The following is a 21369-nucleotide window of genomic DNA, read 5'->3' as shown; positions in this document are numbered from 1 at the left end:
CGGTCAGCTTAGCTTATGACAGAATACATTCTCATTCTTATCAGCACGGTTCTGGTCAACAATTTTGTTCTGGTCAAATTCTTGGGGCTGTGCCCGTTCATGGGCGTGTCCAAGAAAACCGATGCCGCTTTGGGAATGGGCTTGGCCACCACCTTTGTCATGACGCTGTCGTCCGTTTTGAGTTACCTCATCAACACCTATCTGTTGGTGCCGTTCGGGCTGGAGTTTCTGCAAACCATCGGCTTCATTCTCGCCATCGCCGCCGTGGTCGGTTTCACGGAAATGGCCATCCACAAAACTAGTCCGGTGCTTTACCAGGTGCTGGGCATTTACATTCCGCTCATCACCACCAACTGTGCCGTACTGGGTGTGGCGCTACTGAACGTCGGCGAACGCCATAACTTTTTGGAATCGGCCTTTTACGGTTTCGGCGCCGCCGTCGGGTTTACCCTGGTAATGGTTCTGTTTTCGTCGATTCGTGAGCGCATCGCTTTCGCCGACGTGCCCAAACCGTTTCAGGGCGCGCCGATTGCCTTAATCACCGCCGGCTTGATGTCGATGGCCTTTATGGGATTCGGTGGTTTGGTCAAATGATAAGCGCGTTGCTGATTTTTCTAGGTCTGGCCATTCTGTTCGGCCTGCTGCTGGGGTATGCCGCCATTCGCTTCAAGGTGGAAGGCAACCCGGTCGCCGAACAAATCGACCGCGTCTTACCGCAAACCCAGTGCGGGCAGTGCGGTTTCCCAGGCTGCAAACCTTATGCCGAAGCCTTGGCTAATGGCGAATCGGAGGTCAATCTTTGTGTGCCCGGCGGGCATGAAGTGATGATTCAAATCGCCGAGATCACTCACCGCGAACCCAAAGAAATGGAAGCCGAACCGGAAGAAATCGACACCAAAATCATCGCCAAAATCGACGAAGACCTTTGCATTGGCTGTGTGCATTGCATCAAAGCCTGTCCGGTGGACGCCATTGTCGGCGCCACCAAAATGATGCACACCGTCATCGAAAGCGAATGCACCGGTTGCGAAAAATGCGTACCGGTCTGCCCGGTCGATTGCATCGACATGATTCCGGAAGAACCGACGCCGCAAACCTGGGCTTGGCCGGAACCGGCGCGTTCCGAAGAACCCTTGATTCAAACCCTCGGTCAGAAGGCATAAACCGATGACGGCCGAAACCTTGAACTTCACGACGCTCAAAAACGCCAGCCTACGGCTGTTATCCAAGCTGTATCCAATGGCCAAACGCGGGCTCTATCGTTTTCACGGCGGTGTCTTCCCGCGTTACAACAAATCCATGTCGTTGCGTCATCCACTCAAGCCGGTTTACATTCCAAAAACCTTGGTCTTGCCGTTGCAACAACACGTCGGGGTCGTGACGGAAGCCCAGGTTCAAGTCGGCGACCGCGTCCTCAAAAATCAATTATTGGCCGACACCGAAAAAGGCTTAGCCGCACCGATTCACGCGCCGACGTCCGGCACCATTACCGCCATTGAAGACCGCGTACTTCCGCACGCTTCCGGTCTCAACGGACAGTGTTTGGTCATCGAAACCGACGGCCAGGATGAATCTATCGACAACGCGCTGCAAGTGGACGGATCCCGTCCGCAAACACCCGACGAGCTCAAAGCATTGGTCCATCGTGCCGGCATTGTCGGCATGGGCGGTGCCGGTTTCCCAACATTCGCTAAAATCCCATCGCAGCGCGGTCAGATTCAATACCTGCTGATCAACGGCGCCGAGTGCGAACCGTTCATCACCTGCGATGACGTTTTGATGCAGACCCAGCCCGAAAATATCATTCAAGGCGCTTTGATGGTCGCCGAGGCACTGGGTGTCGAACAAATTATCTGCGGCATCGAAGACAACAAAGCGCAAGCGATTCAGGCCATGCAAAAAGCAGCCAACGGCACCAACGGCACCGATGTCCAAATCGAGACCGTCGCCACCGTTTACCCGATGGGCAGTCAGGTACAGCTGACCCAGGAACTCACCGGTGTGGAATTACCCGCCAATACCCACGCGGTGGACGCCGGTATCCTAATGATGAACGTCGCAACCTTCGCCGCCATTCACGACGCCGTGACCCACGGCAATCCGCTGATCAGTCGCTTGGTCACCGTTTCCGGCGAAGGCCTACAAGACCCTTTCAATATCGAAGCCCTGCTCGGCTCCTCGTTTGAAGAACTGGCTCAGCTCGCGCAGCCCAAACACCCGCTCGATTATCCCCTGATTCAAGGCGGACCGATGATGGGCATTGCCATGAAATCCAATCAAGTGCCGGTCATCAAAACCACCAACTGCATTCTCGCCAACCCGCCGCAACCGATGGAAGAAGCCCTGCCCTGCATCCGTTGTGGCGAATGCATGGATGCCTGCCCGGTCAACTTGTTGCCGCAACAAATGTACTGGCACAGCCGAAGCCATGAGTTCGATAAAGTCGAAAAACTCAAAGTGTTCGATTGCATTGAATGCGGTTGCTGCAGCTTCGTTTGCCCCAGCCAGATTCCGCTGGTGCAGTATTACCGATTCGCAAAATCCGAAATCAAAAAAATCAAACAGGAAGAACAAGCGGCGGAACTGGCCAAGCAACGCCACGAGTTCAAGCTTGCGCGTTTGGAGCGCGAAAAACAGGAACGTGATGCCCGCTTGAAAGCTAAAAAAGAAGCCGTGAAGAAAAAAGCCGCTGCGGAACAGGCCGAGGCCAACACGTCCAGCGCATCCGTGGCCAAAAAACCGGCTTCCGCCGCAGCGGCGGCACAAGCGGCCGCGCGTGCTCGCCAAAAATCGGCTGAAAAAGACAGCGGGACCGCCCCGAAACTGTCCGCGCGTGAAAAAGCCATTGCCGCCGCGAAAAAACGTACGGAAGCCGCTGAAAAGCAAGCCGAATCCCAATCGGCGGAACCGAAGAAGAAATCGGACTCCAAACCCGATCCAAAAGCCGCCGCCATGGCCGCGGCTAAAAAACGAGCGGCGGCCAAAGCGGCAGCTCAAAACTCAACCAACAGCACATCTGACAGCGCCTCCAAACCGGAAGCACAAACGGACAGCCAACCGTCTGCCGCCGACAAGCGCAAAGCCGCGATGGAAGCGGCTCAAAAACGGGCTCAGGCCAAAAAAGCCAATGAGCCAAAACCGAAAACAGAAACGGCTGACGCCCCCAAAGACACCCCGAAAAGCGCCGACGGGCAAGCGCCCATTCAAGACAAACGCCAGGCGGCGATGGCGGTCGCGAAAAAACGCGCCCAAGCCAAACAGAAGGCGCAAGCCGCCGGACCTCAAGAAACGGAACAAGCGGAAAACCCGGTCACCGAAACGCCGAAAAACGACACTACAGAGACGCCGGACGCGAAACGAAAAGCCGCCATGGCCGCCGCAAAAGCCAAGGCGGCAGCACGCGCGGCCCAAAAACGTCAAGCCGACAACGCAAATAACACAAGCGACTCGGCCACTCACCAAACCGATAAGGACGGACACTGAAGATGACTCCGACAACGTCACCATTCGCCCATAATGCCAGCAGCGTACGCAAGCTGATGATGCAGGTGCAAATCGCTGCCATTCCGGCCCTGTTGGCGCACATCTACTTTTTCGGTTACGGCATCACCATTCAATGGGGCTTGGCGGTTCTGACACTCATCATCACCGAGTACGCCCTGCTGAAATTACGCGGCCGCCCGGTGATGCCATACCTGACCGATTTAAGCGGCGTCATCACTGTCACCGGTCTGGTCTTCTGCATTCCGCCGGAATCGCCTTGGTGGGTCATTGTTTCTGGCGTCATTTTCGCGCTGGTCTTCGGCAAGCACCTGTACGGCGGGCTTGGCTATAACCCGTTCAACCCAGCCATGCTGGGCTATGCTTTTGTATTGATTTCCTTCCCGGCGGAACTGACGCAATGGACCTTGCCGTCGGACGTTTCCGGCCACCATATCGGCTTTATGGAATCCTTCCAGATGATTTTCACCGGCCACACGCCCAACGACTTAGGGCTGGACCAAATCACCGGCGCCACGCCGTTGGATCAGGTTAAAACTGCGCTGACACAAGGCACGCCGGTGTTCGCCTCGCTCGACAGCGCCAATTTCAATGACAATCAGATTCCGTATGGCTGGGCGTCCATCAATATCGCCTTCCTGATTGGCGGTTTGTGGATGCTGTATTCACGCGCGATTCGTTGGCAATATCCGGTCGGTTTTTTGGGTGCCTTGGCCGGCGTCGCCTTTGTATTCCACAGCCTGGACCCAAGCCAATACGCACCGGTGAGCTTTCACCTGTTGTCCGGCGGCGTGATGCTCGCGGCGTTTTTCATCATCACCGATCCGGTCACCTCCAGTACCACGCCGATGGGTCGCTTTATCTACGCCATCGGCATCGGCTTGCTGGTGTACATAATCCGTAACTGGGGCGCTTATCCGGACGGCATCGCTTTCGCGATTTTGATTATGAACATGTTTGTACCGCTCATCGACCAATACACGCAACCGCGCGTGGTCGGCTACAAGAAATAACGCAACCTTAACGGAATAGGAAAACGCACGTGTCGGACACTGAAAACCAAACCGAAAACACGGAAACCCAACAATCCACCAGGCCTGGTCAAATGCTTTGGAAGCAAATGCTGCGTTCCGCGCTGATGTTGAGTCTGTTCACCCTGATTGGCGTCAGCCTGTTGCTGGTGGCGAAACTCCTGACCGACGAACCAATTCAGGAAGCGGAACGCGCCAACCTGCTGGCCACCGTCAACCAATTGCTGCCGACCGATGAATACGATAACGACCCCTTGCAGGATACCCTTCAAGTGCGCTCTCCGAAATATCTTGGCACGGACGCACCGGTCACCGTTTACCGCGCTCGCCAGAACGGCGAACCGGTGGCGGTCATTCTCACCACCGTCGCGCCGGACGGTTACAGCGGCGACATTAAAATCATGCTCGCCGTTTATCGTGACGGCCGCATCGCCGGGGTTCGCGTCTTGAAACACAAAGAAACGCCAGGCCTGGGCGATAAGATTGAATTACGGAAATCCAGCTGGATATTATCCTTCGACGGTCTTAAACTGAGAGAAGACAATGTCCCGATGTGGGCGGTGCGCAAAGACGGTGGTCACTTTGACCAGTTCACCGGCGCCACCATCACGCCGCGCGCCGTGATTAAAGCCGTCCGCAAGGCGCTGACGTTTGTCCAACAAAAAGGAGATGCTTTGTATGAGTGATGCGGCTGTTTCATCCCCAAACACCTTGTCCGACAAACTGGCCGATTACAAACACATCGCCCAAAACGGTCTTTGGAACAACAACCAGGCCTTGGTCGCCCTGCTCGGCCTTTGCCCGTTGCTGGCCGTCACTAACAACACCGTCAACGGCATCGGACTCGGTTTGGCAACCATGGCGGTTCTGGTCGTGTCCAACGTGCTGGTCTCCTTGATTCGCGACCATGTGTCCGACGAAATCCGCATTCCGGTGTTCATCGCCATCATCGCTTCGGCGGTGACCGTCATCGATCTGTTGATGGAAGCCTATCTGAACACCTTACACGGCATTCTGGGCATCTTCATTCCGCTGATTGTCACCAACTGCGCCATTCTCGGCCGCGCCGAAGCCTATGCCTCGAAAAACCCCATCGACAAATCGCTGGTGGATGCTTTTTTCATGGGCTTGGGCTTTGCACTGGTGCTGGTGGTGCTGGGCGCTTTACGGGAAATCATCGGCAACGGCACCCTATTCGACCAAATGGATTTGATGTTCGGTGAATCCGCCCAAGCCATGACGCTGCATTTCTCCGATAATTATCACCCGGTTTTGTTGGCGATTCTGCCGCCCGGTGCCTTTATCGGGCTGGGCTTGCTGGTGGCGCTGAAAAATGCGATTGAACAACGCCGCGCACAGAAAGCCCAAAACGCTTTGGGCGTACAGGTCGCCGTCAACCCACTGAAAGCTGACTGAAGCCGACTCAAACCGATTACAAAAGCAACCAATCCATCGAACTTTTTTAACCGACATTTGAACCATCCATGAACAAACAAAAGCGCCTTGAAATTTTCCAACGTCTGGCGGAAGCCATTCCCGAGCCGGAAACCGAACTCAATTATTCCAATCCTTTTGAACTGCTGATTGCGGTGATTTTATCGGCGCAGGCCACCGACAAAGGCGTCAATATCGCCACCGACAAACTCTTCCCGGTCGCCAACACGCCGGAAGCGATTTACGCCCTTGGCGAAGACGGCTTGAAGGAATACATCAAAACCATCGGCCTGTTCAATACCAAAGGCGCCAACATCATCAAAACCTGCAAAATGTTGATCGACCTACACAACTCGCAGGTGCCGGACAACCGTAAAGATTTGGAAGCCCTGCCGGGTGTGGGTCGCAAGACCGCCAATGTCGTGCTCAACACCGCATTTGGCCAACCGACCATGGCGGTGGACACCCATATTTTCCGCGTCTCCAACCGCACCAATATCGCACCCGGCAAAACCGTGCTGGAAGTGGAAAAGAAACTGCTCAAAAACGTGCCGAAAGAATACATCATCCCGGCGCACCACTTATTGATTCTGCACGGCCGTTACACCTGTACCGCGCGTAAACCGCGTTGCGGCGCCTGCTGTATTTACGACTTGTGTGAGTTCAAAGAAAAAACCGCTTAATTCGCTGTTGCATAAAACCGAATTCGACCAGTCCTGGTCAGTTTGGGTTTTTCGTTTGCCATCGCTTCACGGCTCGGCGTAAAATGGGATTAAGCCGATTAGAACGAGGAGCACACCATGGAAACCTCTGCGCACGACCTGAATGCCCTATTCGCACAATTGGGATTGGATAATTCGGATGACGCCATTGAAGCGTTTTTGAAAAAACAGCCACGCCTGTCTCAAGTCACGCTATTGCATGAAGCCAGTCTCTGGACACCGGCACAAGCGGCGTTTTTGAAAGAAGCGGTGGAAGACGATGCCGATTGGGTGGATGCAGTGAATCACCTCGACACCTTAATGCGGAAATAACGGTTTCGATAACCGCTTTATCGAATTCGCTCTATAACGCTCTATAAAATCGGGAACCAGGGTGAGCTTTCCACCTGCTCGTACAGGCGGCGAAAGTCTTTTTTCAGTTCGCTTTCCAGCCCTTTACGGCGTGCTTCCTGACAGCCCCCCAGTTTGTAGATTTCGGCATACAACGATTTTTTCATCGCCGATTCCGTATCGCGCGGGTCATCCGTCAGAAAACGCTTAATGAAGTTATTGACGGTCAGATTATACTTTTCAATAAACAGGCGGTTAACCTTAGCTTCGTTTTGCGACGCACTCACGCCCCGGCAACGTTGATTGAAAAAATCGTACTTCAACGCAGTTTCCACCAAGGCAATGTGCAGCGCCTCGCCTTTCAGTTCCGGTTCGGTCTCGGCGGATGCGGTACTCAAAGCAAACGCGCTCAAGACCCACAGCATCAATGCCCAGACAGGAATGAACGTCACGTTTTTCGAACCCTTTTTCAAGTCGTCGCACCTTCTATATTTCGAGAGTCCTTTGTTCAAGATCAAAAGACTCTTTGGTTTATTCGATAACGGAACTTTACCATAGAAGCGTGCGGACTACTATCTTACCCAATCGGCTCTTTGGTTTCTCCTAAGCCCCCAGCCAGAAGAAGACAGCGCCCGCCACATAAAGCCCGATACCGAAAGAGGTATGAGCCATCAGACTGCGAAAGCGGGTTTGAGTCGGCTGCGGCGTTTTGGCACCCATCACACCCAGGCCAAAAGCCGGCTGCATGACAAAGAACGGTACGATAACGGTTGCGATACCGAATAACAATGCGGGGAGCCAAGTCGGGTTTTGCAACCAGTCCGGCGAAATAATCCATAGAAAAATCCAGGCGAAAATCACACCAATCCCATAATGGGAGACCCAACCGACAACACACTCCAACGGCCGTTTTTCCGCCGTGGCGATACTCTCGTGCGCGAAGCGTCCGTTTCGCATATGACAAAGCCAGCGCCCCACAAAACAGTAATTCAAGGATGGTATCGCAAAAGCCCGTTTCACAAACAACGCCCACAAATCCATCACTAACGTGGCACCAACACCCAAAAACAATCCCGCCCAAACAAATCCTTCCAGACTCATACCTTGCCCTACCGATTTTTAAAAAGATTTAGCATAACGGGTGCTCGGTAAATAACCATCACTTGCGATTGAGATTCACATTGTTTTCTTTTTTATTCATTGTGAGGGGATAACGAGAAATAACGCAGACAGGATGCAGAAAGAAATGAATCAACCGGTAAAAGCTTTCGGTGAATCGAGATAGGCTTTTTCGGCGTCGGAGCTGGTACGCCCCAAAATCGCATTACGGTGCGGAAAACGACCGAACTGCCGAATCAATTCCCGATGGTGACGCGCGAACTTGAGGTTATCCGTTAGGCCCGCCGCCTCGAACAAACGGACCGATTCGTCTTGATCCGCCAAATCCTCACTGTGCATCAACGGCATATACAAAAACGCCCGCTTGGCGGGCGTCAGTTGTTGGTCCAGGCCTTTGGCGACGGCTTCTTTCGTCACCATGACGGCCTGCTGCTCGGTCGAGAAACTTTTCGATTCGCCCCGAAACATATTTAACGGGAACTGATCCAGCACAATGCACAATGCCAGACAACCTTCCGGGGAGTCCTGCCAACTGGTCAGTTCGCCGCCGGCCGCACTTTCCCACAAGCTTTCAAAACGGTCTCGGATGGTTTGGTCAATCGCCGGTGTAGACTGAAACCAATGCTCGGCCATACTCGGCGAATACCAAAAATCAATGACGTCTGCCGGTGTCATGAGAAAGTTCCCCTACTCGGGTTAGACTTTTTTCAAAACGCCGATCACAAACAACAGCACGATGGCGCCAATGGTCGCCGTAATGATGGAGCCAATCAAGCCGCCAGCCGTGATACCGAGCAAGCCGAACAAAAAGCCGCCGACAAAGGCCCCGATGATGCCGATGACCATATTCCCCAGCAAACCGAAACCGCCGCCTTTCATCACCAAACCGGCCAGCCAACCGGCAACGGCGCCAATCAACAAAAACACAATCAATGCTCCAAGTTCCATACCCACCTCATTTTTATTTTTGTTTAAATAGAAAGCTTTGCACGAGATGGATGCACGGATAAAAATGGCTAAAATTTTCCTGAATGTCGTTGAAAAACTGGCAAATAACTAGCTATTCGCTGTGTTTTCCGCCTAATTCAGAAAAATTTTATCTCATTTTTCTATCGCGCCCCACTCATGCAAAGCTCTCAAATAAAATAAATCCAGCGATTTCATTTAAGCAAAAATTCGCAGCGATGACTAGCTTTTCTTCTAGCGAACCAAACCACAAAACCACCAGGCCTGGCCATAATCCACATTTTCCAGTTTCAGCACTCAGGCATAAAAAAACCCGCAACAGCGGGCTTTTTAACAAATCACATAGGTAGGCCAAGTGTTAGCTGACGATGTCCAACAACTCCACGTCAAACACCAGCGTTTCATAAGGCCCGATGGCGCCGCCGGAACCTTGCGTGCCATACGCCAACTCATATGGAATGGTCAAACGCCACTTGGAACCGACCGGCATCATTTGCAAGGCTTCGGTCCAACCGGCAATCACGCGATTAACCGGGAATTCGGCCGGTTGACCACGCTCCACAGAACTGTCGAACACACTGCCGTCAATCAAAGTACCGTGATAATGGGTTGAAACCACCGATTCCGCACTTGGCTTCTCGCCATGGCCTTCCACCAGAATCTCATACTGCAAACCGGATTCGGTCACGGTCACACCGTCTTTTTTAGCATTTTCAGCCAGGAAGGCTTCGCCTTCGGCCGCAGCCTCTTTGGCGCGCTCGGCTGATTTGGCTTGCATCAGGTCATTGATTTCCTGAAAAGCTTCACGAAATTGCGCATCCGCAATCGGGCTGGCTTTGCCTTGCAAAGCGTCCATCAACCCTTGTGCCATGGCTTCCGCATTCAACCCTTCAAACGGGTCGGCGGCCAATTGGTCGCCAAACTGACGGCCCAAGCCGTAACTGACGATATCCGGTGTGGTGGTATAAGACATAATTCAATACTCAAGTTACTTATCAATAAAGGCAGGCATCATAGCATAAATCGCTCAAAAGCTGGGAATCGGTTACACTGAACCAGGCAGTAAAACCCGCTCACCACACAAAAGGAACCGCAATGGATTCATTGGATTATCAAGCGTTACTGGCACCCGCGCTGGCGGAAGCCCAAGCCGGTTTTGAGGAAGGCGGCGTGCCGGTCGGCGCGGCGTTATTCGACCAAAACGGTCAACTGCTCGGCAAAGGCCGAAACCGACGGGTGCAGGATGACGACCCGAGCGTTCACGGTGAAACCGCCGCCTTTCGCGATGCCGGACGCCAGCGTTGTTACCGCGACACCATTTTGGTCACCACGCTCGCGCCCTGCTGGTATTGCTCCGGTTTGATTCGCCAGTTCGGCATCGGCACCCTTGTCATCGGCGAAAACGCAAACTTTGAAGGCCATTTGGATTGGTTAAAAGAAGCCGGCGTCAAGGTCATTTTGCTCGACGACGAGCGTTGCAAACAGCTCATGGCGCGTTTCATCGAACAATCACCGGACATCTGGAACGAAGACATCGGCCAATGCGACCACTGACCCGGTGATAACGTTTTTCACCAGGCCTGGCCGTTTTAGCCATGACTGAAACCAAAAAAGCCACACATGAACCTTATCATGCGTGGCTTTTTTATTGAAACAACCGGAGCACAAAGCGACCGGTTGTTTTTACCGGATGGGTTTGCGCTTATTTATAAACCGCTTCGCCTTTAGTGGCTTTCAACATCCAGTCGTCTTTTTCCAGCACTTCCATCTGCTCGTCGGCGATAGCGGTGGTGACGCGGTCATCTTCTGCTTCGGCGGCTTCGGCCAGAGCTTTGAACGCTTTAATCCAGTGCGCCAGCATTGACTCCACATACGCCAGAACCGCTTTCTCGTCAAAACAGGTTTCCGTCAATGCCGGGAGCGTGCTCGCCGCTTTCAATTCATCCAAGTTCAACAATGGCAAAGCGCCTTTCTGCAGCAAACGCTCGGCCGCGTCGTCATACAGTTCCGACATACGCTCGTAATAGCCTTCCGTCATCTCGTGCATGGCTTTGAATCGCGTTCCCTGAACCAACCAGTGAATTTGGTGTAATTGTAGATAATAAGCGTGCGCATCCGCTTGGATGGTTTTTAGCTGACTGATAACAGACATATCCTTTTCTCCGTTACATTGCGTTATATTATATTAATTAGTCTTCGATTTAATCTTGACAGAAATCCGGCCAAACGACAAGCGATTCACGTCATAGTTAACACAAATAATTTTAATTATCATAATAGACTAAATTAAATGACGTTTGAGTTAGCTGTTTCAAAACCGTTGTTTAACGTTTCACCGCTACGGCCTGTGCCACATGGCCCAGTCCGGTGTGATTGGTGCCTTCCACAACATGGCGCTCCAGCTCCGATAAATGCCGAAAGGTCATTTGCGGCAATTCCTGTTCCAAAACGCTTTGCGATACCATCATTTCCGCCACTGGCGGTCCGCCGGTTTTATAAGACAATTGCAACGGAGTATAGCCTTCCACCAAAAACACGCCATTCGGCTTCAAAGCGGTTTGCACGCGGTGATACACATCCGCCCGTAATGCCGACGGCAAATGGCAGAAAATCGACACGATGCCGTCCCAGACTTCCTCTCCCAAATCAAAATGCGCCAAGTCGGCACAGACGGTTTCAATTTCCACTTGGTTTTCTTCGGCCAGCCGTTCGGCTTTTTGCAAGCCAACGTCGGATAAATCCACCGCCGTCACGTCATAGCCTAACTTGGCCAGAAAAACCGCATTGCGCCCTTCACCTTCCGCCAGGCACAACACTTTACCTTTCGGCAAATGGTGGACCTGTTCCCGTAAAAAATCATTCGGCTCGGTGCCGTAAACGTAGTGTTCCGTATCGTAAGTGTCGTTCCACATAATAACTTAATCATTCATTTGATATTGAAAATCATTTCATATTGGAAAGGATAACATTTTTGATAACATTTTTCTTCAAAGCACAAAATACTCAAATCACACATCGACCGCTAAGAAGCGGTTTTTAAGGTGGCCGGCAAGCCGCAATCGATTAAACGAATCCACTGGCTTTCGGGAATGCCGATTTGCTTGGCCGCGTCATAAAAAGCACGACACTGATCAGGGTCCGGCTTTGGCGAGCGCGCCAGAATCCATGCATAATCCAACGTCGGCCCCACCACCAAAACCATGCTGTAATCGTCCGTCAATTTAGCAATGTTATAACCGCCGTAAAACGGCCCGAAAAACGATACCTTTAAGCGACCGACATTTTCCGCGCCCACGAAATAGGCTTTTCCCACCGCCTCTTTCGGCTCGCCAGTCTCGGCATTAATCCCACGGTTAACCACTTTAACGCCACCATCTTCCCGCATGGAATAAGTGGCGCTCACATCCACCAGCCCCCGCTCAAAACTGTGATCCAACCGGGCGACCTCATACCATTTTCCTAAATAGCGCGATAAATCAAACCCCTGCACCGGTGTCACCTTATCCGGCACACTTGTGCAAGCGGCTTGCATCAACAACAAAACCAACAATGCGGTCCATTTTAAAAATGTCATAATGCCTCCTTCCTTCGATGCCCCATCAGGCGATACCAGCGCTTAGGCCGACTGCGATTTCATTACCCGATATTGCCAATACAACAAGCCATAGGCCACAACCGGCAGGAAAATATCCGTCCACAACACCACGCCCGCATTACCCGGCGCAAAATTATGGTGCGCGAAGATTTGATAAACATGACCCGCTGCAGCGCCCCAGGTGAAAAACGCCGGGCCGGTAATCGCCGCCGCTCGGAACGCCCACCCTTGGCGAAACGCCAGCACGCCCACAATGCCGAAGCCCAGGCTGGCAAAGCCCACTTCATATTGGAAGGGGCTGTTCGGCCAGCCGATGAAATGCGCCGCCATCTCCGCGAAAAACACATGAATCACAAAGTTGTATAAATAAGCGATGCCCACTGCGAACAGCATGAAATACGCAAACACCCGCTCCATCACCACCGTTTGGGTCAACGGTTGGGTTCGCGCATACAGCGCCAACGAGACTCCCGCACTCAATAACCCTAAAATAAAGGCCGTTAACGGGAAATTACTCAACGCCAATTTAATCAGTTCATCCATGCGATTCACCTGTCCCAATAAAAAAGTAAAATGGTTTCAAACCGTTTCAATGGATTATAGAAGAAATTGACAGGTAGGAAATAAACAATCGATAAAACGACCAGGCCTGGCCGTTTTGGCGTATTTCAACGGCTAAGGTTGTTTTACAGCAGCGTAAACAATTCGTCTTCGGAAAAACGCGATTTCGGCAACTGCGCATTGAAGTCGTCTTCGGCATGGAAGCCCAGTGCCACCACCGCCACGGCCGTAAGGCCTTGGCTTGGTAAATCGAATTCCTGATTCAACACCGCCAAATCCACGCCTTCAATCGGCACCGCATCAATACCCAGCATGCCCGCGCCCAACAACAGATTCCCGATGTTCAAATACACTTGTTTTTCCGTCCAGCAAGCGACGTCGTCCCATTCCTTGCGATGCAAATCGGCATAGAAGCCGCGCACTTTCAGCGCCATCTCTTTGGCTTCCGGTTTCGGGAAACGGCCGTCGGCGTCTTCCTGATCCGTCACCTTCTGCAAATACGCATCGGAAATATCGGTTTTGGCACAAAACAACACCACATGCGACGCATCCATAATTTTCGGATGATTCGCTGCATAAGCGCCTTCCGCGCCCTTCGCCAAACGCGCCTTGCCCTCCGCCGAATTCGCCAACACAAAATGCCAAGGCTGCGAATTCACCGACGACGGGCTCAAGCGCAATAACGCCTTCACTTGCTCAAACTGCTCGTCGGTCAAACGTTTCGTCGGGTCGAATTTCTTGGTTGCGTAACGGGTATTTAGGATGTCATTTAAATTCATATTGTCTCTCATCATCGTACAAACCCGCCAAGCATCTTGGCGGACTTTGAACGGGTTTTAAAGTTGTGTCGAATATTTTAATATGGATGGTCTGATAAACTGCGGTTTATTATTCTAGGGCGACGACACTCTCAGAGCAAGGAGACACCATGAGCATTACCCCTGAAGAACTTGAACGCATTATCGGTCACATGAATGACGATCACGGCGATGCTTTGGTACGCTATGCCCACGCCTTTGCCAACCGCAACGACGTCACCGCCGCCAAAATGGTTGACCTGACGGAAACGGAAATCGTACTGGCTTTGCAAAACGACGAACGCCTTGCCATCCCGCTCACCAGCCCGGTCCAAACCGCCAAAGACGCCCATGTGGTGCTGGTGGAAATGGCGAAACAAGCACACAGCCTATTGGCCGCCAAAACCGATTAAATGCTTGAGCTTGCTCGCGTCATTGTCGAAATGTAAAAACCACCAGGCCTGGTGATTTCTCAATTATCTTTTCATGAAATGAAATTTGCCCCTTCTAGCGCCGGTTTGGCGCTTTCCTCCCAAAACAACCAGGTTGATTTCGGTGATGGCTCATATCATTTAGATTGAGGTCTGAGTCGATTTGATTAGAATAGAAAGCAGATGATTCTTTTAGCCTTTTTATTGTCTTATTCACACCAACTCAAAGGAGGTGATTATGAGCACCACGATCGGCTATGCCATCCTCGCGGACTTGGGCAACCTGAAAGTCTTTTCCATCCAACAAACAGACCAAAAAACCAACTCTTTGCAGGCCTATGAGTCTGTTGACAATATCGAAGGCCACGCCAAACTGTCGGAAATTTACAGCGACAAAGCCGGCGATTATTCCAATGCCGTTTCGGACAGCCACAGCACTTTCGAAACCAAAAGCGGAATGGAACGCGAAGCCCGCCTAATCGAAAGCCTGGCGGAATTCATCAACCACTTCGCCAAACAGCACCCCGGCAAACTCTATGTTTCCATTTCCAAGCCCATTCACGCCCAGATTAAAGACAACCTCAATGACTCAACCCTGAACAAAATCAAAGTGTTTTTGGGCAAAGACCTGAACCGACAGAACGTCGGCAGTATCATGGGCGCGTTTGAACTCTAACACCAGCGTTTGAGGTTAAAAACGCTGACATAAAAAAACCACCAGGCCTGGTGGTTTTTGAAAATACAGCGAGAAAATGGTTAGGCTTCTCAAAAGTTATTGACTTGAGTCAGCATCTTCGCAATTACTTCCATACGTTAAAAAAGCCCATTTTTAAGAATATTTTGATAGCGTCTCTTTCGATGTTCTTTCTGCTTTTTCTCAATCCACTCTTTTTCATCTTCATCCCATAATGCGCGGTCAATTTCTTTATACTTTCTCTCTCTAATAGCCGCACCTCTACTTTTTTCTGCTGTTAAGTTTAGGCCTTCCATATGTTTATGTTGTTTTTTAAGGGCGTCCACGCGATCATTTTCAATCTGCTCAGATAAATTTTGATTTGCTTGCATGATGAATAACAATTGATTAGATAAATGCTTAAAGAAAATTCTCTTTTTATCCTTCAAAGCTAATTTAATCTCTTCAACAGTAACATCATAGTTCATACTTGATAAGTCAAACTCAAGACAAGATATATCTTTGTCTTTATATTCGTTTATATGATCTTCAGACTTAAAATTGGTGACCGCTACCTCAAAAGCAATATATTTATCGGAAAAGCTTTCAACGGCTAGCACATCAGAAATCAAGGCTATTTCGTTCACACTTTTTTCTACACAAACTTCTGACAACTTAAAATTATTAAATTTAGGTTCCACAAGCGAAGCATAAAAATTTTTTTCATAAAATTCTGAAGGCGCTTTTCTAATAATTTGATATGGAGAAATAGGAATATACCCTTCTATTAAAAGATTCTTCAGACAATGTTTTGCTACATAATGTAGAACGCTTTCATGGCTACTTTCTTCTTTGGTTTTATGAGCAAAATGTTTGCACCGTTTCACTCCCTGTTTAATAATCAAAGAAGACTTACAGACAGGGCAATAATACTCGAGACCTTTAGAGGCTTCATGAATAGAAATTAATTGGCCTTTGCAATCCTCTGCAAAACCTATTTTTAGACTCTTTGACATCACCATTATTCAATAAACCTTTTATTGCTCAAGCAGCGTTAAATCCAGTATTTATTTTCTTTAATTGCTTTGAGTCGAACTTCTTGCAATGAAAAATTTCTTTTATAATGAAAATGCGTTTAACGCAACCACGCCAGTTTAAAGCTTTCCCCTTTATACACATCTTGAGTCAAGGCGCACAAGCCGGCATTATCCATCACCTTATTCACGTGCGTAATCCACGCCGGACGGGTATTAAAACTTCTCGGTTGGCCGCCAATGCTTTTCACAAAGTCTTTCGCCACCTGACAGCTCAATAACGCCGTTTTGCCGTCACGCTTTACCAGCTTATCCATGTTCTCCGCCGCTTTCAAAAACACCGGTACTTTGGACTTGTCACTGATCCAACTGCTGGAAAAATCCCGCATCACATCCGCATAGGCCAGTTTCAACGCGTGCGGGTGGTTTCGGAAATACAGCAGATTGTTGGCCGTTCCCGCATAAGGTTTCGGGCGATAATCCTTTTTCAGGCTCGGCGGTCTTTTTTGCCAAACCACCTCATCTTTCGGCATGCGTTTCGCCTTATCGATATCAATCATAATCTGATTGGTGGCCCGATTTCTCGGCAAGGTCAGCGGCGGCAATTCCGCCTCGCCTTTACGCGCGCCCAAGCTCATAATATTGCCGGTAATCTGCGCCACATAGCCTTGCCCATAACCGGATTCCCAACCCGCAATCGCCAATATCGCCGCCGGCGGAACATTATCTTTCAAACCGATTTTAACCGCCTCTTCCGCCGTTAAATCGTAAAACGTTTGCACGTGTGCGTATTTGCGTAAGGAATAATGAGGCGCGTCCGATTTTTTAACGAGGGCTTGCTCTTTGGCGAGCGCATTAACCGAAAAGGTTTGAATGGAAAATGCGCCAATAACAGACAAACTCAAGGCTAGGATTTTCATAAAAGTCTCTCATATCGTTTAGGATATTTAACCTGAATGTATCCGGAATTTCCAAATAAAGTTCTCAAGCAATCAAATCGCGTTCTTGGACTTTCATGGAATTTTAATCGGGTTTTAATACTTTCCTGAACACAGTTTTGCTCAAATGGCAAAAACGATTCGGTCAAATGGTTTTAGAATAGCCTAATCGAATTATCCGAATGATCGTTACCTGTTTTCAGTCAAAAATTAAGGAATAAACCATGTCCACAGATACCGCTGCGTTATTTCAGCCCGTTCAACTGGGCCACTTGACCTTAGCCAACCGTTTTATCATGGCACCTTTAACACGATGCCGCGCCATTGATCATTTACCGAACGACTTAATGGCGGAATATTACTCGCAAAGAGCCAGCGCCGGGCTGATTATCAGCGAATGCACCATGGTCACCCCACAGACGTCCGCGTTCGGCAATGACCCGGGCATTTATTCGCAAGAACAAATCGATGGCTGGAAAAAAACCGCCGAGGCGGTGCATCAAGCCGGTGGCAAAATCTTTCTACAAATCTGGCATGCCGGTCGTGCCGCCCACCCATTGCTCAACAATGGCAAAGAAGCCGTCAGCGCCAGCGCCCTCGCCATTGACGATGAAACCCACACGCCGGAAGGCAAAAAACCTTACACGGTGGCGCACGAGCTGACCAAAGCGGAAATTGCCGACATTGTGAATGACTTCCGCCAAGGCGCGGCCAATGCCGTTGAAGCCGGGTTTGACGGCGTGGAAGTCCACGGCGCCAATGGCTATCTGATTGACCAATTCCTGCGAGACAGCGCCAATCAAAGAACCGATGAATACGGCGGTTCACTGGAAAACCGCGCCCGATTTCTGACCGAAATTTTGCAAGCCGTGACCGACGAAATCGGCAGCGACAAAGTCGGGTTACGTTTATCCCCACTCAACAGCTTTAACAGTATGAAAGACAGCGACCCGGTCACGTGGATGGCTTTCCTGGCCAAACACCTCAACGCATTCAATTTGGCTTATCTGCATGTGATGCGCGCGGATTTCTTCGGCCAACAACAGGCGGATATTCTTCCGGTCGCTCGGGAACATTTTAAAGGCCACTTAATGGTCAATATGGGGTACACCGCCCAAGAAGCCGCAGACGTGATTGAACAAGGGCTGGCAGACTCGGTGGCCTTCGGCACTAGCTTCCTCGCCAACCCGGATTTACCGGCACGCATCCAAGCGGGTGCCGAGTTGAACACACCAGACCAAGATACCTTCTACACCAGTGATGAAAAAGGCTACACCGATTACCCGTTTATGAATGGCTAATCCCCCATCACGAAATAAAAAACCCGCTTTATGCGGGTTTTGTTTTAAAAGTAACCAGGCCTGGCCGATTTGATTCAAAAGCCTAACGAATCTCAATATGAGAAGCTAGGCTTTCCGCCAATTTCATCAGTTCTTCTGCATTGTCGAGCCCTTCAAGAAACCGCTTAGGGATGCCATTCAAACCCACTTGAGCGCCCGTAAGTGCACCGGTCAGTATGGCGCGTGCTTGATTTTGACCACCGCCGTTTACGGCATGTAACACCGCTGACTCAAAATCATTATGAAATAAAGCGGAAAGATAATAAGCCGCTGGCAGTTGATGGTAAATGGCGCATGGCATGCCGTAAACGATGGAGACTTTCCAGGGCGGGTCGATTTGAATATCCGCATCAAAGGCCGCTTCCGCCATATAAGCCGGTGACAGCAATGCATCCGGAGAAGCAAAACGTCCTGCACGTGGCGGATCCGGGTCGCCTTTTTTCGGGGGTTGCAAATCATCATTCGTCACGGCATGAAACGGCAACGCACCGCTTTTCACCAGCTTCATCAATTTTGCGGAAATATCAGAATCTAAACGGTTCCCCTGAACAAGCTTCCCTAATACCGCGCCAAACGCAACGGTCATGGAAACGACCGTATCATCATTCTGCGTCAGAATCGTGTTATCGGAAATGGCGGCGGCCAGTTTGTCTGGCTGAAAGGCATAATGAACCGCAATGGCGAGGGTACGCTCAATCGCCTCTGTGGTATCCGCATGTCCACCGGTTTGACCCCAAGGCCGCTTTTGCTGCACCCGTTTACGCCAAGCATCGCGGATGGATTGGCTGGTATAGTTTCCAGGCCCGCTGATCGGCGTACCATCAATCAGAGGAAACAATTCCTCGTCCATTCGACGACAAAAATCTTGTTCATCGTAGCCTTTGTTTTCAACCAAAGAACGCAACAGAAGTTTCAGAATAAACCCGGCTTGGGAGGATTGACCGGCTTTCAAACCGTCATGATATCGGCCCGGCTTTGGGTCCGTGTAATCGCCTACCCACTCGCCATAATCTCGACGCAGTTCCGTCAGGTCATAATACCAATGCGGCCCCAGTGCCAACGCATCACCGATAAAAGCGCCCATAATCGCACCCGCCGCACGATCTTGAATTTCTAAAGGATTCATCATCACGCCTCCTCTATTGCTGTTTTTAGTCTAACACTATTTTGAGGAATAATATTCAACCCAAGATTTTCGCATACAAAAAAGCCCCGCAATGCGAGGCTTAATAACAAAGGCTCTATCCCAGCCTGGTAAGTTTTATGATTTTCTAATTAAAAACTTATTTTCTTAACGGATCAAGCAGCTGCTTTAAGCCATTGTGATCCAACTCATGCATTAGAGCCAATAACTGCCCTAAGTTACCCAATGGAAAGCCCTCACGCGCAAACCAATTAAGGTAATTGCCTGGCAAATCAGCAATAAACCGCCCCTGGTATTTTCCGTAAGGCATGGTAACTGTAACGAGTTTTTTTAAGTTCTCTGGATTCATGAGCTAAAGTATAAAGATAAACACTTATTAACACATTTGGATTGGGTATACTGGTGCATTTTTCAGTAGCATTTAAGGGTATTCCCTTTTCTCCTAATCACCCCTGCCTGATAGATTTTGGCTAATACTTAGGTTAAATCAATCCTGACCCCATTAATTTCTTGTTAACTCTTTCCCCAACCTTGCGAGCAATTGTACCTCTGAATTATGAGTCTCACATTCCCAAACAATTATTACATTCCAACCTAATTTTTTTAAAAGTTGAATATTTTTTTTATCTCTTTTTACATTTTCTTCTAGTTTTTTCTTCCAAAACTCTGTTCTTGTTTTTGGTATCCCAGCATCTTTACATCCTTCATGCATATGCCAAAAACAACCATGTACAAAAATCACTGTCTTATATTTAGGTAGTACTAAGTCCGGCTTTCCAGGTAAGTCTTTTCTATGCAACCTAAATCTATAACCGTTTTTATGGAGTAATTTTCTAACAATTAATTCTGGTTTTGTATCTTTGTTTGAAATTCTGCTCATATTCCAGCTACGTTTTTCAGCTGTTAATGAGTCAACCATTTACTGAATTTCCTCAACCGCATAAAAGCTGTATAAATCATTTACATCCAGAGAAAAACGATCCAAAACATCTTTATTATCAGCTAAAGTGTTAAGAATATCTCGAGCTAAATTTTTTTCAGCATGATGAACAGCCCGATGACAGTTAGGACAGAGACAACAGACGTTATCAACGATATCGAGTGATGTTGCAAACTCTTGCTGAACACCCATTGGTATAAGATGATGTGCTTCAAGATAAGGCTTTCCACTAAATCTGGATAAAAATAAATCATGTGAGGAATCAAACTCACATTTAAACTCAGACAGTTCCATAGATTTTAAAGCAATATTTCTATCACGAGCATATATGTCGCGTTTTTTGAGATTTTGTATTTTAATCTCACGCGACTCGTCAAGACCTTCTTGGTACACAGCATCAAACTCATCCATTTTTAAAACGGACGACTCCATTCTCCATTCCAATTCAGACATATCCCCAATCCATAATTCATCATCCAGTACGAACATGAACCAAACTCTGCCTCCTTCAGGTTTAAATCCTGCTCCTGAGGATATATATAACCTTAATTCAGTTTTTTCCGGCTTTGGATAAACAATGTTAAGATTTATATTCCTACCATCAGGATATAACTTAAAACTCTTTGAAGACGTTAACCTATCAGATCTAACATTACCAACATGTAAGTTGCTAGCGCCAAAATGGTTGATTACCAGCTCTGCTTCGTAATCAGTCAATGTAATTTGAGAATCGACATACTCTCTTCTAGTTACTATTGAATAGGAACCATTTTTAGTTCCAAATTTTTGTTTTTGCGCTTGACCAAACCTCAT

General features: G+C 49.4%; 28 protein-coding genes. 12 read left to right on the top strand and 16 right to left on the bottom strand.

Annotation, left to right across the window (positions count from 1 at the left end):
* Positions 1 to 15: 15 nt before the first annotated feature.
* From rsxA to EPV75_RS05780, 8 genes are all read left to right on the top strand, one after another.
* Complete coding sequence (gene rsxA / locus EPV75_RS05815) at positions 16 to 594, top strand: electron transport complex subunit RsxA (protein WP_029937895.1); 579 nt, start codon at positions 16 to 18, stop codon at positions 592 to 594.
* On the top strand, positions 591 to 1163 hold the full coding sequence (rsxB, locus tag EPV75_RS05810) for an electron transport complex subunit RsxB (RefSeq protein ID WP_128384769.1): 573 nt from the start codon (positions 591 to 593) through the stop codon (positions 1161 to 1163). Before rsxA ends, rsxB begins: the two co-directional genes overlap by 4 nt.
* Positions 1164 to 1167: 4 nt before the next feature.
* Entirely contained in the window at positions 1168 to 3483 is a 2316-nt protein-coding gene (gene rsxC, locus EPV75_RS05805; protein WP_128384768.1) for an electron transport complex subunit RsxC, read from the top strand.
* A 2-nt stretch (positions 3484 to 3485) separates the two neighbouring features.
* Positions 3486 to 4514, top strand: a complete 1029-nt coding sequence (locus EPV75_RS05800; protein ID WP_128384767.1) for an RnfABCDGE type electron transport complex subunit D — start codon at positions 3486 to 3488, stop codon at positions 4512 to 4514.
* 29 nt (positions 4515 to 4543) lie between these two features.
* The gene (rsxG, locus tag EPV75_RS05795) at positions 4544 to 5218 is read left to right on the top strand and encodes an electron transport complex subunit RsxG (protein ID WP_225972418.1); all 675 of its coding nucleotides are present in this window, start codon (positions 4544 to 4546) and stop codon (positions 5216 to 5218) included.
* A complete protein-coding gene (locus EPV75_RS05790; RefSeq protein WP_304437718.1) occupies positions 5211 to 5948 on the top strand; it encodes an electron transport complex subunit E in 738 nt (245 codons plus the stop codon). The genes rsxG and EPV75_RS05790 overlap by 8 nt, the downstream gene beginning before the upstream one ends.
* A gap of 68 nt (positions 5949 to 6016) precedes the next feature.
* Positions 6017 to 6649 (top strand): endonuclease III, encoded by a 633-nt coding sequence (gene nth, locus EPV75_RS05785; protein ID WP_128384766.1) that lies wholly within the window; start codon positions 6017 to 6019, stop codon positions 6647 to 6649.
* Between the two features lie 117 nt (positions 6650 to 6766).
* Positions 6767 to 7000, top strand: coding sequence for a DUF2789 family protein (locus tag EPV75_RS05780; RefSeq protein ID WP_029937888.1), 234 nt, complete (start codon positions 6767 to 6769; stop codon positions 6998 to 7000).
* A 41-nt stretch (positions 7001 to 7041) separates the two neighbouring features.
* Here the strand turns inward: EPV75_RS05780 and EPV75_RS05775 are convergent, their stop codons facing one another.
* From EPV75_RS05775 to EPV75_RS05755, 5 genes are all read right to left on the bottom strand, one after another.
* Entirely contained in the window at positions 7042 to 7491 is a 450-nt protein-coding gene (locus tag EPV75_RS05775; protein ID WP_128384765.1) for a hypothetical protein, read from the bottom strand.
* A gap of 130 nt (positions 7492 to 7621) precedes the next feature.
* Positions 7622 to 8119, bottom strand: coding sequence for a DUF2938 domain-containing protein (locus EPV75_RS05770; protein ID WP_128384764.1), 498 nt, complete (start codon positions 8117 to 8119; stop codon positions 7622 to 7624).
* Positions 8120 to 8269: 150 nt separating this feature from the next.
* Positions 8270 to 8812 carry a DUF924 family protein gene (locus EPV75_RS05765; RefSeq protein ID WP_128384763.1) on the bottom strand — a complete coding sequence of 181 codons (543 nt, stop codon included), beginning with the start codon at positions 8810 to 8812 and terminating at the stop codon, positions 8270 to 8272.
* Positions 8813 to 8833: 21 nt separating this feature from the next.
* Positions 8834 to 9085 (bottom strand): GlsB/YeaQ/YmgE family stress response membrane protein, encoded by a 252-nt coding sequence (locus tag EPV75_RS05760; RefSeq protein ID WP_029937884.1) that lies wholly within the window; start codon positions 9083 to 9085, stop codon positions 8834 to 8836.
* A gap of 376 nt (positions 9086 to 9461) precedes the next feature.
* Positions 9462 to 10076 (bottom strand): FKBP-type peptidyl-prolyl cis-trans isomerase, encoded by a 615-nt coding sequence (locus tag EPV75_RS05755; protein ID WP_128384762.1) that lies wholly within the window; start codon positions 10074 to 10076, stop codon positions 9462 to 9464.
* A 122-nt stretch (positions 10077 to 10198) separates the two neighbouring features.
* Between EPV75_RS05755 and EPV75_RS05750 the strand changes: the two genes are divergently transcribed.
* Positions 10199 to 10657, top strand: a complete 459-nt coding sequence (locus EPV75_RS05750; protein WP_128384761.1) for a nucleoside deaminase — start codon at positions 10199 to 10201, stop codon at positions 10655 to 10657.
* Positions 10658 to 10805: 148 nt separating this feature from the next.
* Here the strand turns inward: EPV75_RS05750 and EPV75_RS05745 are convergent, their stop codons facing one another.
* The 5 genes from EPV75_RS05745 to nfsB all read right to left on the bottom strand — a co-directional run bounded on the left by EPV75_RS05745 (position 10806) and on the right by nfsB (position 14038).
* Positions 10806 to 11255: a Dps family protein gene (locus tag EPV75_RS05745; protein WP_029937881.1), complete on the bottom strand. Its 450-nt coding sequence runs from the start codon at positions 11253 to 11255 to the stop codon at positions 10806 to 10808.
* Positions 11256 to 11427: 172 nt separating this feature from the next.
* Positions 11428 to 12015: a class I SAM-dependent methyltransferase gene (locus EPV75_RS05740; protein ID WP_128384760.1), complete on the bottom strand. Its 588-nt coding sequence runs from the start codon at positions 12013 to 12015 to the stop codon at positions 11428 to 11430.
* A 110-nt stretch (positions 12016 to 12125) separates the two neighbouring features.
* Positions 12126 to 12677 (bottom strand): lipocalin family protein, encoded by a 552-nt coding sequence (locus tag EPV75_RS05735; RefSeq protein WP_128384759.1) that lies wholly within the window; start codon positions 12675 to 12677, stop codon positions 12126 to 12128.
* A 42-nt stretch (positions 12678 to 12719) separates the two neighbouring features.
* Entirely contained in the window at positions 12720 to 13241 is a 522-nt protein-coding gene (locus EPV75_RS05730; protein ID WP_128384758.1) for a DUF6790 family protein, read from the bottom strand.
* Between the two features lie 143 nt (positions 13242 to 13384).
* Positions 13385 to 14038 (bottom strand): oxygen-insensitive NAD(P)H nitroreductase, encoded by a 654-nt coding sequence (gene nfsB, locus EPV75_RS05725; protein ID WP_128384757.1) that lies wholly within the window; start codon positions 14036 to 14038, stop codon positions 13385 to 13387.
* A gap of 149 nt (positions 14039 to 14187) precedes the next feature.
* Between nfsB and EPV75_RS05720 the strand changes: the two genes are divergently transcribed.
* Both EPV75_RS05720 and EPV75_RS05715 read left to right on the top strand, forming a co-directional pair.
* On the top strand, positions 14188 to 14469 hold the full coding sequence (locus EPV75_RS05720) for a DUF2470 domain-containing protein (protein ID WP_128384756.1): 282 nt from the start codon (positions 14188 to 14190) through the stop codon (positions 14467 to 14469).
* A gap of 256 nt (positions 14470 to 14725) precedes the next feature.
* Positions 14726 to 15163 carry a host attachment protein gene (locus EPV75_RS05715; RefSeq protein ID WP_128384755.1) on the top strand — a complete coding sequence of 146 codons (438 nt, stop codon included), beginning with the start codon at positions 14726 to 14728 and terminating at the stop codon, positions 15161 to 15163.
* Positions 15164 to 15300: 137 nt separating this feature from the next.
* On the opposite strand, the gene EPV75_RS05710 is transcribed toward EPV75_RS05715, so the two are convergent.
* Positions 15301 to 16176 carry a competence protein CoiA family protein gene (locus EPV75_RS05710; RefSeq protein WP_192894046.1) on the bottom strand — a complete coding sequence of 292 codons (876 nt, stop codon included), beginning with the start codon at positions 16174 to 16176 and terminating at the stop codon, positions 15301 to 15303.
* 119 nt (positions 16177 to 16295) lie between these two features.
* A complete protein-coding gene (locus EPV75_RS05705; RefSeq protein WP_128384753.1) occupies positions 16296 to 17114 on the bottom strand; it encodes a glucosaminidase domain-containing protein in 819 nt (272 codons plus the stop codon).
* A 242-nt stretch (positions 17115 to 17356) separates the two neighbouring features.
* On the opposite strand from EPV75_RS05705, the gene EPV75_RS05700 reads away from it, so the two are divergent.
* A complete protein-coding gene (locus EPV75_RS05700) occupies positions 17357 to 18433 on the top strand; it encodes an alkene reductase (RefSeq protein WP_128384752.1) in 1077 nt (358 codons plus the stop codon).
* Between the two features lie 82 nt (positions 18434 to 18515).
* Here EPV75_RS05700 and EPV75_RS05695 read toward each other — a convergent pair whose 3' ends face one another.
* From EPV75_RS05695 to EPV75_RS05680, 4 genes are all read right to left on the bottom strand, one after another.
* On the bottom strand, positions 18516 to 19601 hold the full coding sequence (locus EPV75_RS05695) for an ADP-ribosylglycohydrolase family protein (RefSeq protein WP_225972417.1): 1086 nt from the start codon (positions 19599 to 19601) through the stop codon (positions 18516 to 18518).
* 154 nt (positions 19602 to 19755) lie between these two features.
* The gene (locus EPV75_RS05690) at positions 19756 to 19965 is read right to left on the bottom strand and encodes a DUF3820 family protein (protein WP_128384751.1); all 210 of its coding nucleotides are present in this window, start codon (positions 19963 to 19965) and stop codon (positions 19756 to 19758) included.
* Positions 19966 to 20118: 153 nt separating this feature from the next.
* Positions 20119 to 20535, bottom strand: coding sequence for a very short patch repair endonuclease (locus EPV75_RS05685; protein WP_128384750.1), 417 nt, complete (start codon positions 20533 to 20535; stop codon positions 20119 to 20121).
* Positions 20536 to 21369 (bottom strand): HNH endonuclease, encoded by an 834-nt coding sequence (locus tag EPV75_RS05680; protein ID WP_128384749.1) that lies wholly within the window; start codon positions 21367 to 21369, stop codon positions 20536 to 20538.

Origin of the sequence: Hydrogenovibrio thermophilus, from assembly GCF_004028275.1 — a bacterium.
In the GTDB taxonomy this organism is placed as follows: Bacteria; Pseudomonadota; Gammaproteobacteria; order Thiomicrospirales; family Thiomicrospiraceae; genus Hydrogenovibrio; species Hydrogenovibrio thermophilus.
This window is presented reverse-complemented; position numbering and strand designations above follow the sequence as displayed.